This is a genomic window from Streptomyces sp. NBC_00597, from assembly GCF_041431095.1.
GTDB lineage: Bacteria > Actinomycetota > Actinomycetes > Streptomycetales > Streptomycetaceae > Streptomyces.
In genome coordinates this window covers 624,248-640,484 of record NZ_CP107758.1, presented here as the reverse complement: position 1 = coordinate 640,484, position 16,237 = coordinate 624,248, and the positions used below count along the sequence as shown (strand labels likewise).

The following is a 16,237-nucleotide window of genomic DNA, read 5'->3' as shown; positions in this document are numbered from 1 at the left end:
ACGGTGTGGGTGTGGTTGCCGCGGCGGACCGTGAGCGTTCCGCGGACGAGATCGACGGCGGCCAGGGGCAGGCGCCGAACTTCGCTGGCCTTGATCGCGTGCACGGCCACGAGGGCTACTGCGAACCTGCCCCGCGCGCCTTGGATCTGGTGAAGGGCTCCTTGCTGGCGGTCGCTGGGCAGCGGGGTGGGGAGCCGGACGGGGGTGGACAAGGAGAGCCCTGCCATGGGGTCGAGCGGTTGTTCCGGGTCGTCCTGGAACAGTCCACGTACCTCTTCCAGGTACCACCACAGCAGGGCCCGCCCCTCTTCGAAGAGGAACGCCTCCCGCTGCCGCGGGCCCGAGCCACGCGCACCTTTGCCCTGGACCAGGAAGCGGCCCCACTGCCCGGCCTCCCAATGCACATCGGCAATCGCCACCGCACACAGCTCGGCCGCCCGGACCCCCGACAGGTAGGCGATCTTCCCCATCACCTAGTCCCGGCAAGCCACCGCCTCCTTGCGCGCGGACGGCAGGGCGTCACGCCAGGCGGCGAAGGACTCCTTCATCGCCCGCTGCGACGGCGGGATCCTCAGCCCGAAGTCACCACGATGGCGGGGACGGTTGAAGGGGTCGACCGGCGACTCGACCGCCGCCCCGAACCGCCTGGCGATCTCGCAGGCGTAGCGCTGCTCCAGGAACGCGAAGTACCCGTCGATCTTGTTGATCTTGGCCCGCACGGTGGAGCGCGCTCTCTTGCCTGCACCGGCGAAGTACTGATCCAAGTGCTTCGGCGCAAGCCTCCACGGAACGGCGTCGTAGAACTCGCACAACTCGATCACTGGCTTGATCAACTGATCGATGGTCCGTGGCATCAGACCAGCGGCATCGCGGGCCCACTGGTACTCCGCAAGCGTGTCGAAGAAGTAGTCCCTCTCCTCCACAGGCCCGGTAGAGGCCGACCGTTGCCCTGCAGCGTGAACACGTCCGCCAGACCGCGATCTGGCCCGGCGCCCAGCGAGTCGAGCCCAGCCGGTCCCGCGGGAACCACTGCCAGACGACGAGTTCGTGAATCGTCCACGGACACGCAGATTACGAGCGTCACTCCTGAAATCTGCGCGTGACCGCAGGAATCTCACACCCATGAGCTACAGCCCGAACGTAGGTGTCTGACCTGCGGGCCTGCGCAGAGTCACCCAGGCAGGGCTCGCCGGAACCCGTCCGTACTCCAGATACGAAGAACGCCGGCCACCGGGCCGCCAGGGCAGGGGTGCTGCGGCCGCGGGCGGCGGCTCGGCGCTGCAACGCCTCGAACGACGGTGTCTCCAACGCCTTTGGCCGCGAGGTGTTCGCCCCCGCCGCCCCTGAACCCTTCCCGGTCAACCCGGACGACGAGCCCTGGCCTCCGGCCGCGAGACCGTTCGTAGGCGATCCCGAGCGCGACAAGCGGCGTTCGTCTGATCGTGTGTTCCCACCAGGGAATGCACCTACTCAAGTCGATGGGTGACGTGTGTCGAGTGGCGTGCGCATGTGCGCTCCACTGTGATGACTCCGACAGTACGTCCGCACCGGACACCAACGCTGGAAGAGGAGCATCACCATGACACCGCAGGCACCGGCCCACCGACCCCGCCACTTCCGGAAGCGGCTGATGGCAGCCGCGCTGACCCTGGGCACTGTCGGCGCCCTCGCCGCCGCGTCGCCGCCCCCGTCAGGGGAGCCAGGCGAGGCGCCGCAGCAGCATCACGGCTTCCGGGAAACCGATCTCGTATCCGACATCCCGGGAAGGGCAGAGGCGACCGATCCCAATCTGGCCAACCCTTGGGGCCTGGTGACCACCCGGTCCGGAAAGCTCTTGGTCGCAGACAACCACACCGACAAGGCCACGGCCTACTCGGGCGGCCAGAAGGGGCAGCCGGTCGAGATCCTGTCCCGGGTCGTGTCGTTCCCGACGGACGGCGCACCGACCGGGGTCGTGCGCAATGACAGCGACGACTTCGAGTTCAGCGGCTTCGGGAAGACCGGTCCCGCCCGCTTCCTCTTCGCGGGGGAGCACGGCGACCTGTTCGCGTACAACCCGGACGTGTCCCGGACGAACGCTGTCCTGGTCGCCCACGAGGACAGCGGCGACGAGACCGCCATCTTCAAGGGGCTGACGCTGCTCGGCGGCAGGCACGGGGCCGAGGAGGACGGAAAGGCCGAGAAGGACGGGGAGCACGGGGAGCACGGGAGGGACGGGGAGCACGGGAAGGACGGGGAGCCGAGGGTGCTCGTCGCGAACTTCCGTGACGCGCGCATCGACATCTTCAACGAGGACTTCAGGCTCGTGCCGTCCAATGGCGCGTTCCAGGACTCCAACCTTCCCGCCGGCTTCGCGCCGTTCGACGTCAAGGAAATCGGCTCGAAGGTGTTCGTGACCTACGCCTTGCAGGACGATGAGAAGGAGGACGACACCCCCGGTCCGGGCAACGGCTTCATTGACGTGTTCAGCAAGGACGGGAAGCTGCTGAAGCGCTTCGCGAGCCAGGGCGTGCTCAACTCGCCCTGGGGCCTCGAAGTGGCCCCCAAGGGGTTCGGGAAGTTCTCCGGCGACCTGCTCGTCGGCAACTTCGGAGACGGCCGCATCAACGTCTTCGACCTGCACACCGGCGCGTTCAAGGCGACCGTGGAGGACCGCGACGGGCACCCGATCGAGATCCCCGGGCTGTGGGGGCTGCAGCGCGGCACCGACAAGTCCGGCGGCAAGGAAGCCGTCTGGTTCGCCGCGGGAATCAACGACGAGAACAACGGCCTACTCGGAGTCCTGCGCGCCGAACACTGACCACCCCCGCCCCCGCCCCCGCCCCCGCCCCGAGACGAGTACGAGCCCGGGGCGGGGGCACCCACGACCGCGGCCCTGCGGGCCGATCACCGGCAAGGCCCTGGCCGCCCCTGTTGAGGGCCACTACTGATCTTTTCGTAAGTTCAGTGGGTGTGGTGGCCGTGTGGGTGGGAGGCTGTCGGGGTGGCTTATCAACCTTCACCTTCGGCTGTCGGCTCCTGTCTTCCTCCGTTGTCACGGCCTCAGTTGGCGGAGCGCGTCGTGTTCGGGCGGTCGAGTTGTTCGAGGAGGGTGTCTCGAATGCGGAGATCGCGCGGGCGGTGGGGGTGTGTGGGGAGAGTGTGCGGCGTTGGCGGCGGGTGTGGGAGGAAGGCGGTGTTTCGGCCCTGCGGCGGCGTGCGGCCACTGGCCGGCCGCCCAAGTTGGACGACGCCCAGGTCGAGACGGTCCGGGCCGCGTTGGAGCAAGGCGCCCAGGCTCATGGCTTCGACGCCGACCTGTGGACCCTGGAACGAGTCGGAATGGTCGTGGAGCGGGTGACGGGGGTGGTGTTGTCGAGGGCGTCGGTCTGGCGTCTGCTGACCGGCCGGCTCGGATGGAGCCTGCAACGGCCCGAGCGGCGGGCCGTCGAGCGGGACGAGTCGGAGATCGCCCGTTGGATCGCGCACGAGTGGCCGCGCATCAAAAAGGGGCCGTGAACACACGTGCCTGGATCGTGTTCCTCGACGAATCAGGCGTCTCCCTGCTCCCTCAGATCCGCCGCACCTACTCGCCCCGAGGCCGGACCCCACTGCTGCGGCACCGTCTGAACTGGAAGCGCGCCTCGATGGCCGGGGCCCTGGGCTACCACTCCACCGACCCCGATCGCGGGGCCCGCCTGTGCTTCCACCTCAAGCCCGGCAGCTACGACACCGCCGGGCTCATCGAGGTCCTGGAGCAGATGAAGGTGTTCTACCGCGGCGAGCGAGTGGTCCTGGTCTGGGACGGCCTGTCCGCCCACTGGAGCCGGGCGATGCGCGCCTGGGTTGCAGAACAGGACTGGCTCACCCTGGAACGATTACCCGCCTACGCTCCCGAGCTGAACCCGGTGGAACTGCTGTGGTCCTCGCTCAAGAAGCGTGAACTCGCCAACCTCGCCGGCGACCACCTCGCCGATGTCGCCGACGCCACAGAGCAAGGCATCCACCGCATCAACGACAACCCCCAACTTCCATGGTCCTTCCTCGCCCACACCGGCCTTGCCATCCACCCACCACACCCACCGAACTTACGAAAAGATCAGTAAGGAGGTTGACCATTTCCCTGTACGCGGGCAGGACGCGTCTCGGGCGGAGCACGCCTGGCGGTTCAGCTCATTGCGTTCAGCCGGCGTACCGAGCTCAGACATCACCAGCACCGGGAAGCCCTCGTCAGAGGTGTCCGTAATACCGTTCAGCTCCCAACACAAGCCGTCAGACCGGTCAGCAGCTTGTCGTGAGCAGTCTGGAGGGGGTCTACCCGCACGCCGGAGGCACCGGCACGCAGACGCTTGGCAGCCGGGTCCTCATCGGCAACGGCTGGCAAACGTACAACACGCTGCGCCTCGCCGACCTCAACGGTGACGGCCGCAGCGACATCGTCGGCCGCTCCCCCCAGGTGAGCTGTACGTCTACGCCAACACGTCCGGCGGAGGCAAGGTGAGTTTCGCCGGCCGTGACTACATGGGCGTGGGCTGAACCCCCTGGACGTCGTCCTCTGACGCCTGATCAGTGCGACCCGGCCCCGGTGTCCTATCCCTGACCCACGGTGCAAAGTAGCCGCTACAGCTCGAATGTCATCTGACCTGCGGCTTCGAGCGCAGTCCGACGGATTTCAGCTCGGGTGCGTGCGTGGTGGTCCCGGTCGTAGTGCAGGTGGCAGCCCTGGCACATGGCGCGGAGGTTGCCCGGGTCGCAGTTCTCCGGCGTGTGGTCGAGGTGTGCCGTGGTCAGGACGACGGTCGGGGTCCAGCCAAGGTGAGCCCAAAAGCGGCAGCGGGATGATCTTGATGGGATGACGGTCGGGGGGTGGCGACGACGGGCCGGCCGCCGACGTTGCCGCGGGCCCGGCCGGCGGCCAGGCCCTCGCGGGTGCCGGAGACGATCAGCTCGCGGATGAACTCGGCGAGCGCGGCGAAGACGTGGAAGATGAGCCGGCCGCCGGGGGTGGTGGTGTCCAGGCGCTCGTGCAGCGAGGTGAAGCCGATCCCGCGGGCGCGAAGCTCGCCGACCATGTTCACCAGGTCCTTCAGCGAGCGCCCGTAGCGGTCGAGCGCGGGCACCACCATGGTGTCGCCGCTCTGGGGGTTGAGCCAAGGTGAGCCCAAAAGCCGCCACGGGATGATCTTGGCTGAGCCGCTGCCAGGGCTGCCCCACCCTGACACTCCGGCCCGGCCGGCTGCGTCCTGGAGGGTTAGTTCTGCAGAACGGGCAGTTCCCGGATCAGGATCGGTCGTCGGCCCCGGCCTCCGCCGGACGTGCGAGGCGCTCCTGGAGCCGGGCGTGGCGGAACTGGAAGACCGCTCCGGCCTGGCGGAGGACGCCCCGCTCCTGGTGGGCGTCCTCCAGGAACGCCATCGCCCGCCAGGGCAGCCGCCCGGTCAGCGGCAGCCAGACGTGTGCGAGGACCACCCACTCGCCCCAGGCCGTCATGGAGAGGGCCGCTCCGAGACCTCCCGCGAGTGCTGTGAGGAGTGCGAACCGGATGGTCCACACCGGCTCCGCCGTGACGGGGACGCCCCAGAGGGAGCCTCCGAGGAACCCGACGATGAGCCTGCTTCCGACCATCACGGTGACTCCGGCCAGGGGTCCGAGCAGGAGTAGCTGCACGAGCACGTTGTTCCGGTCGGTGGCCAGCAGACCACGGGGCCGAACGGCGGAGTCGGTGTCGATCGGAGTCTCCAGCCAGGCCACGAGCCCGCTCACGAGCCCGAACACGAGCCCGAACTGAGCGCCGTACACCATCACGGCCACCAGCCCGATCTCGAACCAGCGCGAGTCGCCGACCCCCTTTCCCCACAGCCCGAACAACAGCCCGATCCCGGCTCCGCCCGCGAACCCCGCGAGGCTCCCTGTTCTGACCTGTTTGAGGATGTCCCGGACGGACCTAGTGCGCGGCGCTCCGCTCCGGCCGCGGGTGCCGATCCGCATCCGCGAGGGCTCCACCGCCGCCCCTACGAACGCCCGACGGACCCGGTGGGCGAGGCCGAAGAGCAGCGCGGCCGGAGGCCCGTTGATGAGGGCGTCCGCGAGCCCGACCAGGAGTCCTTTCGCGAGCCTGGCGGGGAAGCCCCAGCCGGGACGCGCCGCGAAGACGGTGACGAAGACCGTGTCCACGAGGAAGACGACCGCCCCGACGCATATCCCGGCCGCACAGCCGATCACGGTCATCCGGGCCGACGGGTGCATGGTCGTGCCCAGTTCCCACCATTTGAGGTCGGTCTGCTCGCGCTTCGTGAGGTGCCGGGCGAGATGGCCGAGCCAGCGGGCCGCCCGTTCGGCCTCCCGGGGCCCGTGCCCCCTGGCCCACCTGCGCGGCGCCCTTCGGTCGGGGTGCGGAGAATCCCGCGGATCACTCGGGTAGACCGCCGGCACGAGCGAGTCCAGCAGGTGCTGCTCGATCTTCTCGGGCGTCGGGAAGGCGTTCCGGTTCGCGAGATCGCCGGGATTCCTGTCCTGGTCCGGGTCCTCGTGGACCTTGCCGCACAGCCACAACAGGAGCGGAACCGACAGGGCCTGGGCCGCGGGGCCGTCCGGGTCCCGGGTCACGGCATCGGTGAGCGGCCTCCAACGGTCCCGCTGTTGCGGGGTGGCGTGGTCGAGCAGATAGCCCGCGACCGCCTCCGCCGTCAGCGGCCGGCCCTCGACCACCGGGGCCGAGCGCAGCACGGGCCCCTTCTTGATCGCCTTGGCGTAGTCGTGGGTCCGACAGGTCAGCACCAGTGGCTCGTGCGCCGGGTAGCCGGAGTTGAGTTTCCGCAGGGCCAGCGGCCGTTCGAGGTCGGGTAGTTCGTCCAGGCCGTCGAGCACCGGCAGGATGCGCCTGCGGTTCAGCAGATCCCGGACCGTCCTGGCGCTCAGGAACGGGTACGTATCGACGATCTGACGGATCAGCCAGGACTTCGGGTGTTCTTCGGCAGGCCGCCAGGAGGCCAGTGGCAGCAGGACCGGGACCCGGTCCCCTCCCTTCATCTGCCGCAGCAGTTCGAGGACCAGCAGGACGGCCATGGTCGTCTTGCCGCTGCCGGCCCCGCCCAGGATGGTCAGGCGCTGCGGTTGCCGCTGGGAGAACGACCGAGCGAAGGAGTCCAGATCCGAGGCGCTTCCGGCCATGGGAGCGCCCGTCAGGTGGTCGTGGTCGCCGAGGTTCCCGCCGTCGGTCATGCGCCACAGAACGGGGATCGGCACCGGGAAGAGGTCCCGCAGCTCGGCCTCGTGGTGCCACTGCTCCCACACCAACCCGGCCAGATGCCGCGTCGCCGACTCCACCGGATCGGGGTCCTTGGTGATGAAGTAGTTGTTCTGGACGTTGTGGTCGCCCTTCACCACCGCGAGGTTGATGACGGTTCCGGGACCGAATCCGGGCCACTGGCCTCCGGCTGCCTCAGTCGTCACTAGGACCCGAAGTGGTTGTGCTGCTCGTTGTTGTCGCCGATCTGCACGGCCGCATTCTCGATGGTGTTCCCGCTCACGGTGTACTTGCCCGCCCCCGGACCGGCGGCCGCCTCGGCCATCCGGACCTGCTCGATGGCCTGTCGCAGCGCCGCGGCGAACTCCGCGTCGCGCGAGGCCGTGTACCTCAAGGCCAGCTCCAGTTGGTCCCGGGTCTCCGCGGTCGGCTCCTCCCGGCCGTCGGTCACCTCCCGCGCCACACTCTCCAGCGCCGGCTCACGGCCCAACCGGGTGGCCACCACCTCGTGCAGCCGGTCCATCCCGGCGTCCAGCGCCTGATCGACCTCCGCATCCGCCCGACCGGACACCCGCCGCGCCTTGCGCACGGCCCACGCGAAAGAAGTAGCCCACTGCCAGCTCCACGCCTACCACGTTCGCTTCCTCCATCGGACACGACCATCACGGCGACCATAACTGCGGGCACCCGGTCGCGGGGTGTGAAGCTCCAAACTGTCAGGGGTAGTTGAGCTGGATGCCGATGCCGGTGTCACCGGTCCTCCGGCCGCGTCGTGCCCGGGTGTGAGTAGTTGAGGTACAGGAAATCCCGGTGAGATCGATCTTGCTGGGGTTCGCCTGCTCCGTACGAGCTTTGAGCTGACGGGGGACGGCGTCGGCGCGTAGTTCGCGCAGGTCGGGGATGTGGTTGTAGAGGGTGCCCGGGGAGACGCCGAGGAGCTTGGCGATCGAGGTGATGGAGCGGCCGGGGTCGGGCAGCAGGTCGCGGGCGGCCTTGATGACTTCCTCGGTGGCGACGGTGGGGCGCCCGCCGACGCGGCCGCGGGCGCGGGCGGCGGCCAGGCCCTCGTTGGTGCCGATGACGATGAGTTCGCGGATGAATTCCGCCAGGGCGGCGAAGACGTGGAAGACGAGTCGGCCGCCGGGGGTGGTGGTGTCCAGGTTCTCGTGGAGCGAGGTGAAGCCGATCCCTCGGTCGCGTAGCTCGGCGACCATGTTGGCCCCGGTGTCCTAGCTCAGACACCAGCCGCAAAGTAGCCGGGGAGCAGCGGGCCGAGGCGGTGACGAGCCTGGAGACGCTCGCCGAGTCGCAGGCCACGCTCACTTGCTCACCGCCGTGGCGGCCTGCTCGTCGTGTTCGCGGAGCATCCGCATGACGGTGGCGGGCGACGGATGCTGACCCCTCTTCGCGCCGGTCGTGATGATGAGCCTCTTGGCGATGCCGCGAAGGCTCATCTCCTGGTTGCGCAGGTGAAGGGCCATGGACAGCATGTCGTCGTCCGTGACGCCTGCGCCTCCGATGGTCTTGCCGCGCTTGCGGGCGGACTCGTGGCCTTCGAGGGTGCGGTCGCGGATGTACTCGCGCTCCATGCCGGACATGACAGCGAGCACGGTGAACACGATCCCGGAGGGGTCGTGCGAGCCCTTCAGTTCCCCGGAGAGGAACTCCAGGCCGACATCGCTCGCCTTCAGCTCTTCGGCGAGCATGGCGAGTTCGATGCCGCGGCCGAGACGCTTGTGCTCGTGGACGACCAGTGTCACAGCGACGCCGGAGGAACGGATCTCCCCGGCGAGCTTCACGGCAGCCTCCAGCTTGGGCCGCTTCGCGGCGCGGGTGGAGATCTTCTCCGAGAAGACCCGCGTCACCCCGGCCTCGGCGAGGGAGTCGAGCTGTGCGTCAAGGGACTGCCGGGAGGTCGAGGCACGGGCATACCCGAGGCGGACGTGACCGACCGTCTCGGCGCCGGCGCTCACCGGCCTGGGCAGCTCCGTCCACACAGACCCCGGCTTGCGTACGGCGGGGGTCGGCACGCTGAGCACCTTGGCGAGTTGGGGCACGAGCCGGAAGCGGGCGGTGTGGTACTGGATCGCCACCTTGCCCTTGCCGGTCCGGCACGGGGAGCCCGCAGGGGCGGCGCAGGTGGACATCGGGCAGTCGTGCGCTTCAACGCGCTTGAAGTCGTTGCTCACGACCCGGACTGTTTCATGAGGGTGTTTCAGACTTCCAGTCGTTTGCAACAACTCATGAAACATGATCGCCGCAGGTGGACCGCTGGGCGGTCGGGTGTTTCACGAGCGACCTATGAAACATCGAACGGGACAGCCGTCGACGTCGCGCCACGGTATGCGAAGCAGCACGCCCGGCGACCTTGCTGCTGACTCACTGCTCGCACGGAACCGCGGCTACTCATCATGACCGCGCTGAACTGGATTCGCGGCCAGCCAGCGGCGCACGTCCTGTGCCTCCCGCTGGCGTCCGAGATTGTCGAGCAGCTCCGCTTGCACGGCCAATGCGGCATGCAAGGGTGCGATTACAGAGGGTGTCGTGACAATGTGGTTGCGGCAGATCGCCTCGGCTTCCTCTGTGTCCTGCAGTGCGCCGGAGAGGTCGCCACTCGACGCCAGAAGTATGGCCCTGAGAGTCAGTGCCTTGGCCAGGTTGGGTTCGTGGGTGGCTGGGTTGGCGGCGGCCAGCCGACGCCAGATCTCCACCGCCTCCCCGATAGTGGTTGAGCCTTCGTCAAACCGCCCTGCCCACGCCAGGATAGGGCCGAGGATGGATAGCGAGGTGGCGAGGTCGGGTTCGTAGGCGGCCGGGTTGCCGACGGCCAGCCGCGGCTGGATCTCCACAGCCTCCTCAGCGACGGTCACCGCCTCGTCCCGCCGTTCCGCCTCCGCCAGCCGGTTGCCAAGGTTAGACAGGTAGCCGGCGAGGTCGGGTTCGTAGGCGGCCGGGTTGCCGACGGCCAGCCGACGCTGGATCTCCACAGCCTCCTCAGCGACGGTCACCGCTTCGTCCGGCCGTCCCGCCTCCGCCAGCCGGTTGCCGAGGTTTGACAGCGACGTGGCAAGGTCGGGTTCGTAGGCGGCTGGGTTGCCGACGGCCAGCCGACGCCAGATCTCCACAGCCTCCTCTGTGACCGGGAGGGCTTCGTCCAGCCGTCCCGCCATGGACATGAGGGCGCCAAGGTTCGACAGGTACGTGGCCAGGTCACGCTCGTGGAGAGCTAGTGTCCTGCGCCGGAGATCCGTTGGCAGAAGCGGGCGAGTGAGTCGAGGATCTCTTCGGCTGTCTTGGTCCAGGTGAACGGGGTCGGGTTTTCGTTCCACTGCTTGACCCAGGCTCGGATGTCGGCTTCCAGGGAGCGCACACTCTTGTGGGCGCCACGGCGGATCTTCTGGTCCGCGAGGAAGCCGAACCATCGCTCAACCTGGTTGATCCAGGAGGAGCCGGTGGGTGTGAAGTGCAGGTGGAACCGTGGGTGTTTGGCCAGCCACGTCTTGATGGCCGGGGTTTTGTGGGTGCCGTAGTTGTCGCAGATCAGGTGGACCTGAAGGTGTTCGGGGACCTCTTTGTCGATCTTGATGAGGAACTTCTTGAACTCCGCGGCCCGGTGGCGACGGTGCAGTGAGGTGATGACTTCACCGGTCGCGACGTCGAAGGCCGCGAACAAGGTGGTCAGCCCGTTGCGAACATAGTCGTGAGTGCGGCGCTCGGGCATGCCGGGCATCATCGGCAGCACTGGCTGAGAGCGGTCAAGAGCCTGGATCTGGGACTTCTCGTCCACCGACAGCACCACCGCTCCTTCGGGCGGGTTGAAATACAGCCCCACCACGTCGTAGAGCTTCTCCACGAACAGCGGGTCCGTCGACAGCTTGAACGTGTCGCTCAAATGGGGCTTGAGCTGGAACTTCCGCCAGATCCGGCCCACTGTCGACTTCGACAGGCCACTGCGGGCGGCCATCGATGAACGCGACCAGTGAGTGGCGTTCTTCGGGATCTCCTCCAGCGTGCCGACCACTACCGCCTCCACCTGATCAACGCTGATGGTGGGTGGCCGGCCAGGCCGGGGCTCGTCGACCAGCCCGTCCAGCCGGGCCGCCAGGAACCGGCGACGCCACTTGCGGACCGTGTCGGCCGCGATATGCAACTCCCGTGCCACCACGACAATCGGCGGCACATCAGCACCGGCACACGCCAACACGATGCGGGCCCGCAAGGCCACCGCCTGCGCAGATGACGCCCTGCGGACCCAACGCTCCAACACCACACGCTCATCGGAAGACAACAACAACGGTTCCAACTTCGGACCACGCCGAGGCACCGGCACATCCGCAGAAGCAGTCATACATAAACTAACGACGGATCTCCGGCGCAGGACACTAGGTTGCTGCCGACCTGGCGGCGCTGGATCTCCACAGCCTCCTCTGTGACAGGGAGGGCTTCGTCCCTCCGCCCCGCCTCCGCCAACCGGTTGCCGAGGCTGCCCAGTGAGTCTGCGAGGTCGGGTGTGTGAGCGGGATCGGCGTTGGTGAGACGGCGCCAGGCTTGGACTGTCGCGTCCGAGGAGGTAGGCGGAGGCGCGGGCCGGGTTGGTGGGGGCGGGGTCGTGGTGCAGGTGGGCGTCGACGGCGGCCAGGGCGGCGATGTGGATGGTCAGGATCTGGGCATAGTCCTCGTTGCTGTCCATGTCCAGGGGCAGCCCGATACGGCTGGCCTCGTTGGGAGGCAGGCCGAGGCGGTCGGCGAAGCGGTCGCGGGCCTGGCGGAACAGGGCGGCGCGCGCGGGCGGGCCATCGGCCAGCGGCAGCAGTGGATGGGGAGCGGCGGAGGCTTCGAGCTTGTCGCCGATCCAGGTCGCCAGGCTCTCCCACCAGACGTCGGCCGGGCGGGCCAGCAGAAGGACACGCACGGGAACGCCGGTGCGGTGCAAGGCTGGCTCTTGCAGGAGTCTGCGCAGGTCCGGTGTGGGCCAGCGTTCGGCGTAGTCTGAGGTTCCCCCGAGATGCGGGGATGAGTGACGGATGGTCAGATGGGTCTCGCGAGAGGAGCCCAGACGATGCCCGCACCGAGGAAGTACCCGTTGGAGTTGCGTGAGCGTGCGGTACGGATGTATCGGACCGCCGAGCCGAAGCCCGTGATCCGCCGCATGGCCGAGGATCTCGGCGTGCACCACGAGGCCCTGCGTAACTGGATCCGGCAGGCCGAGGCCGACGCCGGCGAGCGAGGAGACCTGCTCACCACCGCCGAGCGCGAGGAACTGGCCGCCCTGCGGAAGGAGAATGTCCAGCTCAAGCGGGCGAACGAGGTCCTGCGGACGGCCTCGGCTTTTTTCGCGGCCCAGCTCGACCCGACCCGGCCCAGGTGACGGCGCTCGTCGACGAGCACCCGCACCTGGGGGTCGAGCCCGTACTCCGGGAACTGAACATCCCCTCCACCACCTACTACCGTTGGCGCCAGGCCGAGACCGAGCCGTGCGAACGGCACCGTCGGGACGCCGAGCTGACCAGCAGGATCCGTCAGGTCCACGACGAGTCCGGCGGGATCTACGGCTCACCCCGCGTGCACGCCGTCCTCAAGCGCGAGGGCACGCGCGTCGGCCGCAAGCGCGTCGAACGGCTCATGCGCCAGGCCGGCCTCGCCGGGATCAGCCCTCGCCGGAGCAAGAGCTTCACCCGACGCGACCCGGACGCGGATCTGGCCCCTGACCTGGTGCAACGCGACTTCACCGCGAGCGGGCCGAACCGGCTGTGGGTCACCGACCTGACCATGATCACGACGCTGGAGGGCCCGCTGTGGCTCTCCGCGATCCGCGACGCGTTCTCCCGCCGGGTGGTGGCCTGGGAAACCTCTGCCCGCGCGGACGCGGACCTGGTCCTGACCACACTGGAGTACGCCCTGGCCAGCCGCGAAGCCACCCCCGGCGAGCTCATTCACCATGCGGACCACGGCTGTCAATACACATCCGTGAAGCTCACGACACGCCTGGTCAGGGCAGGGATCCAGGCATCCATGGGCTCGGTCGGCGACTCGTTCGACAACGCCCTCGCGGAGAACCTGTGGATGCTGATCAAGACCGAGGGCGTCCGCGGCCGCGTCTTCGCCACCCGGGCCGAGGCGAACCTCGCGCTCTTCGAGTACATCGACGGTTTCTACAACCCCCGCCGCATCCAGAAACGGCTCGGCTACCTCAGCCCGATCGAGTACGAGGAGAAGCACTACGCCGACCAGGCAGCAGCCGAACAAGTGAACCTGACACCACGTCAACCCGCCCTGGCCAGCTAGTCAACCGCTCCCGCACAGCGGGGGAACCTCAGTTCTCCGAGTTCGGCCGGGTCGATGCCGAGGTTGGCCAGGTCGACGATCTGCTCGGCGAGGGCCTTCACCTCATCGAGGACCAGTTTGGGGAAGCTCGCCTGATCCTCGGCCTGGAACGCGTAGTCCCACGTCCACTCGTCGCTCACCGGGCGGCCCCGCTGACGCCAGCCTCGGCCGCGGCGGCCCGGCGGATGCCGCTGATCTCGGCGGCGATCCCCATGGCGGCCCGTGCGTCGGTTTCCGCGTCGGCGGCGGCCTCCAGTTCCCGCAATCGTGTGACGGTCTCGGGATGCCGGGCGATGGCGACCTCGACGGCCCAAGCTTCGGCGAACACCCGCAGCGGCGTCGGCGACGTCTCGGCGCGTGCCCGGTCGGTGGCGGCGGCCCGGTCCTGGTCGAATTGTGGAAGCAGGTGGGGGGCGACCTAGGCGAGCACGATGCGGATCGCCTCGGCCTGCACGGGTGGCTGGGGTACGACCGTGGGTTCGTGGGCGGGCTGGCTCATGCGGCTGCGCTCCTCTCATTGCAGGCCGGGGCGTCCTTGGCGGACGCGATCAGCGTCGAGACGTACTGGGCCGAGACGTCCAGATGCCGGGCGAGGGCGGAGGTCCCTCCCCGGCCGAGCTCGTCGGCGATGCGACCCGCGGACTTCGCGTAGGCCTTCCGCCGCCGCTCGACCTCTTCGAGCGCGTTGTCGATGGCGGTCTGTCCCTCGCTGAGTTCGCGTTTGTGCGCGGCAGTGAGTTCAGCCTGACGGGCGCGGGGGCGTGGCGTGTCGCTCATGTAGGGAGTGTGCACATCGCCCACCTTAATCACAACTCCAACATTGTCATTAGAAGGCGCTCGACGTGCGCCGCTTGTGCAGTGGAATCGCAGTTCAGAAGGGGTGGAACTCGACCTTCGACCCAGCTGTCGCAGACGCCGCGAGCCAGGCGGGCCCTCAGGCGCGCCACCGAAGGCGCCTTCCGTGCGGAGGATCTGCCCCCAGCCGTCGCGAATCCTGTGATTTCCGTCGGCCTTTCGGCGACTGGGAGGACCTCTACGGGGCCGCGTTCGGGTCGTCCCCACCGCCCGCCATCAGAACGCCCACCAGTTCTCCGCAGTCCCCGACTACGTCTCCGCCGCGTATGCCGGCGCCGCAGTGAAGCACCCTCCCTCGCAGGCAGAGACCAACGCCATGTACCCCATGCTGCTCTTGACCAACTCAGACTGGGACCCGCTCGCGGATCTCGTCCACCGCCGCACCGACCACGAGAAGCGGATCCGAACCGCGACGACCGACGGCTCCTCCTTGCTCCGCCTGGCTGCTGACCCCCAGCCGGATATCCAGCTCATCGGCAGGTGGGAGGACGACCAACTGGTCGGAGCCCTCACCCTCGCGGAAGGACCCGACGCCGCGGGGTGGAACGCAGACGAGCGCGCAGAGCCGAGCTGGATGGTGCGACAGGCCTTCACCGATCCCGAACGCACCCGGCTCGGCCGACTGGCCACGTTGTGGATCGGTGATTATGCCGCTCGACAGATCACCCCACCCCTGTGGATCCGCTGCGCCGTCCCGGAGCCGGAGGTCGCCTGGTACCTGGAACGCGATTGCGGGTGGACTCTCGTGTGGAAGGCACGAGACAAAGTCGGCTACCTGAATTCGCTGCTGCAGCAGATGCTGCGGGACTTGGGACAGGGGTAGCGACACATGCAGTCCAACGCGATCAGTTCCGCGCGGTGGCGGATGTACGTCGCGGCGAGCCAGTCGGTCTCCTCTACCTGGCCGTACACGACCAGCCGTGGAGTACTTGCAGGTTCGAACCGATGGAAGACTGGGAAGCGGTGCGGCCTCTCTTCGACGTACAGAACGATGCCGCAAGGGAGGGACTTCCCCCAGACAAAGGGTGGGCCACAAAGGAGCTCCGTGACCGAGGCGTGGAACTACGCCCACTGGGCGGTGAGACTGGCCCAGTGCTTACTCCCTTCATGATCTACGTAGATGGCGACCAGGCCAGATTCAGGCCCTGATAGAAAACGTTGTTGGGCTGGTGACACTAACCTGCCCCGAAGATGCTTCGGGAGACCTCGCCGAGGCGGAGGCACCAGCTGGGATGACCCCGCGCCACCGATTCCCCGGATAACCTGGGCGCCCTGCTCCCCGCAGCCGTGGGGATGAACCTAAGGATTACAAGGCGGCAACCGCCGCCCGGCGCTGCTCCCCGCATTCGCGGGGGATGACCCCTACGCCATTGATCACTCCAGCGCCGTGCCCAGCTGCTTCCCGCACTCGCGGGAATGACCCCGCCTCGTGGACGGCGGAGTCGACTTCGTGCCGCTGCTCCCGCTCCCGCGGGGGGTGAACCCGACACGGCGCTGGCGCTGGCAACGCAGGCCGCCTGATCCCTGCGCCCGCGGGGATGAACCCATGAAGCGGGCTTGGGATCAGATCAAGGACATCTGCTCCCGGCGTCGGTGGGGATGACCCCATCGGCACCGAGTACGACGCCGAGCAGCTCTAAAAAGCCTGCTTCCCGCCCATGCGGGGATGACCCCTAAACCGAGCACATGGCAGTGATGAGCGGCTTCTGCCGCCAACACCCGTGGGGATGAACCGAAGCGTCGGCCGCTGGTCGAGACCGACCGTGGCAGTGCTCCGCACCTGCGGGGATGACCGAACGGTCTACCACTCCGACATGATTCCGGTGACCTGAT

The 16,237-nt window shown here is 68.2% G+C and carries 17 protein-coding genes and 2 pseudogenes; 8 read left to right on the top strand and 11 right to left on the bottom strand.

The annotated features are described in order from the left end of the window. Nucleotides 1-473: 473 nt before the first annotated feature. Nucleotides 474-923, bottom strand: coding sequence for a hypothetical protein (locus OG974_RS32595; protein ID WP_329317037.1), 450 nt, complete (start codon nucleotides 921-923; stop codon nucleotides 474-476). Between the two features lie 656 nt (nucleotides 924-1,579). On the opposite strand from OG974_RS32595, the gene OG974_RS32590 reads away from it, so the two are divergent. From OG974_RS32590 to OG974_RS32575, 4 genes are all read left to right on the top strand, one after another. Continuing rightward, nucleotides 1,580-2,800: a TIGR03118 family protein gene (locus tag OG974_RS32590; protein ID WP_327286484.1), complete on the top strand. Its 1,221-nt coding sequence runs from the start codon at nucleotides 1,580-1,582 to the stop codon at nucleotides 2,798-2,800. Continuing rightward, complete coding sequence (locus OG974_RS32585; RefSeq protein WP_327286483.1) at nucleotides 2,686-3,498, top strand: winged helix-turn-helix domain-containing protein; 813 nt, start codon at nucleotides 2,686-2,688, stop codon at nucleotides 3,496-3,498. Before OG974_RS32590 ends, OG974_RS32585 begins: the two co-directional genes overlap by 115 nt. After that, nucleotides 3,495-4,085, top strand: a complete 591-nt coding sequence (locus OG974_RS32580) for a transposase (protein WP_327286482.1) — start codon at nucleotides 3,495-3,497, stop codon at nucleotides 4,083-4,085. Before OG974_RS32585 ends, OG974_RS32580 begins: the two co-directional genes overlap by 4 nt. Before the next feature lie 188 nt (nucleotides 4,086-4,273). After that, nucleotides 4,274-4,480, top strand: a complete 207-nt coding sequence (locus OG974_RS32575; protein ID WP_327286481.1) for a VCBS repeat-containing protein — start codon at nucleotides 4,274-4,276, stop codon at nucleotides 4,478-4,480. 286 nt (nucleotides 4,481-4,766) lie between these two features. On the opposite strand, the pseudogene OG974_RS32570 reads toward OG974_RS32575, so the two are convergent. From OG974_RS32570 to OG974_RS32540, 7 genes and pseudogenes are all read right to left on the bottom strand, one after another. Continuing rightward, nucleotides 4,767-5,120, bottom strand: a pseudogene (locus OG974_RS32570) (recombinase family protein); the annotation flags it as partial. 139 nt (nucleotides 5,121-5,259) lie between these two features. Further along, nucleotides 5,260-7,431 carry an NACHT domain-containing protein gene (locus OG974_RS32565; protein ID WP_329317032.1) on the bottom strand — a complete coding sequence of 724 codons (2,172 nt, stop codon included), beginning with the start codon at nucleotides 7,429-7,431 and terminating at the stop codon, nucleotides 5,260-5,262. After that, entirely contained in the window at nucleotides 7,431-7,796 is a 366-nt protein-coding gene (locus tag OG974_RS32560; RefSeq protein ID WP_327286479.1) for a hypothetical protein, read from the bottom strand. Before OG974_RS32560 ends, OG974_RS32565 begins: the two co-directional genes overlap by 1 nt. Nucleotides 7,797-7,941: 145 nt before the next feature. Beyond that, nucleotides 7,942-8,439 (bottom strand): annotated as a pseudogene (locus OG974_RS32555) (recombinase family protein); the annotation flags it as partial. A 105-nt stretch (nucleotides 8,440-8,544) separates the two neighbouring features. Beyond that, complete coding sequence (locus tag OG974_RS32550; protein ID WP_371647345.1) at nucleotides 8,545-9,414, bottom strand: recombinase family protein; 870 nt, start codon at nucleotides 9,412-9,414, stop codon at nucleotides 8,545-8,547. Between the two features lie 213 nt (nucleotides 9,415-9,627). Further along, on the bottom strand, nucleotides 9,628-10,554 hold the full coding sequence (locus OG974_RS32545) for a tetratricopeptide repeat protein (RefSeq protein ID WP_331735420.1): 927 nt from the start codon (nucleotides 10,552-10,554) through the stop codon (nucleotides 9,628-9,630). Continuing rightward, entirely contained in the window at nucleotides 10,452-11,573 is a 1,122-nt protein-coding gene (locus OG974_RS32540) for an IS630 family transposase (RefSeq protein WP_327280728.1), read from the bottom strand. The genes OG974_RS32545 and OG974_RS32540 overlap by 103 nt, the downstream gene beginning before the upstream one ends. Before the next feature lie 261 nt (nucleotides 11,574-11,834). Between OG974_RS32540 and OG974_RS32535 the strand changes: the two genes are divergently transcribed. The 3 genes from OG974_RS32535 to OG974_RS32525 all read left to right on the top strand — a co-directional run bounded on the left by OG974_RS32535 (nucleotide 11,835) and on the right by OG974_RS32525 (nucleotide 13,510). After that, complete coding sequence (locus tag OG974_RS32535) at nucleotides 11,835-12,218, top strand: hypothetical protein (protein ID WP_327286477.1); 384 nt, start codon at nucleotides 11,835-11,837, stop codon at nucleotides 12,216-12,218. A gap of 66 nt (nucleotides 12,219-12,284) precedes the next feature. Next, complete coding sequence (locus OG974_RS32530; RefSeq protein ID WP_327280916.1) at nucleotides 12,285-12,593, top strand: transposase; 309 nt, start codon at nucleotides 12,285-12,287, stop codon at nucleotides 12,591-12,593. Next, nucleotides 12,590-13,510 carry an IS3 family transposase gene (locus OG974_RS32525; RefSeq protein WP_331735416.1) on the top strand — a complete coding sequence of 307 codons (921 nt, stop codon included), beginning with the start codon at nucleotides 12,590-12,592 and terminating at the stop codon, nucleotides 13,508-13,510. The genes OG974_RS32530 and OG974_RS32525 overlap by 4 nt, the downstream gene beginning before the upstream one ends. Here the strand turns inward: OG974_RS32525 and OG974_RS32520 are convergent. From OG974_RS32520 to OG974_RS32510, 3 genes are all read right to left on the bottom strand, one after another. Beyond that, nucleotides 13,507-13,689, bottom strand: coding sequence for a hypothetical protein (locus OG974_RS32520; RefSeq protein ID WP_327286475.1), 183 nt, complete (start codon nucleotides 13,687-13,689; stop codon nucleotides 13,507-13,509). The two genes, OG974_RS32525 and OG974_RS32520, sit on opposite strands and share 4 nt — an antisense overlap. Next, nucleotides 13,686-13,877, bottom strand: coding sequence for a hypothetical protein (locus OG974_RS32515; protein WP_327286474.1), 192 nt, complete (start codon nucleotides 13,875-13,877; stop codon nucleotides 13,686-13,688). Before OG974_RS32515 ends, OG974_RS32520 begins: the two co-directional genes overlap by 4 nt. Before the next feature lie 167 nt (nucleotides 13,878-14,044). Then, entirely contained in the window at nucleotides 14,045-14,326 is a 282-nt protein-coding gene (locus OG974_RS32510; RefSeq protein WP_327286473.1) for a hypothetical protein, read from the bottom strand. Between the two features lie 403 nt (nucleotides 14,327-14,729). Between OG974_RS32510 and OG974_RS32505 the strand changes: the two genes are divergently transcribed. Next, nucleotides 14,730-15,227: a hypothetical protein gene (locus OG974_RS32505; protein ID WP_331735408.1), complete on the top strand. Its 498-nt coding sequence runs from the start codon at nucleotides 14,730-14,732 to the stop codon at nucleotides 15,225-15,227. Nucleotides 15,228-16,237 lie beyond the last annotated feature (1,010 nt).

Coding starts and splice junctions, on each gene's coding strand:
- OG974_RS32590 (WP_327286484.1), top strand. CDS start 1,580: ATGACACCGCAGGCACCGGCCCACCGACCCCGCCACTTCCGGAAGCGG.
- OG974_RS32540 (WP_327280728.1), bottom strand. CDS start 11,573: ATGACTGCTTCTGCGGATGTGCCGGTGCCTCGGCGTGGTCCGAAGTTG.
- OG974_RS32530 (WP_327280916.1), top strand. CDS start 12,285: ATGCCCGCACCGAGGAAGTACCCGTTGGAGTTGCGTGAGCGTGCGGTA.
- OG974_RS32510 (WP_327286473.1), bottom strand. CDS start 14,326: ATGAGCGACACGCCACGCCCCCGCGCCCGTCAGGCTGAACTCACTGCC.
- OG974_RS32505 (WP_331735408.1), top strand. CDS start 14,730: ATGCTGCTCTTGACCAACTCAGACTGGGACCCGCTCGCGGATCTCGTC.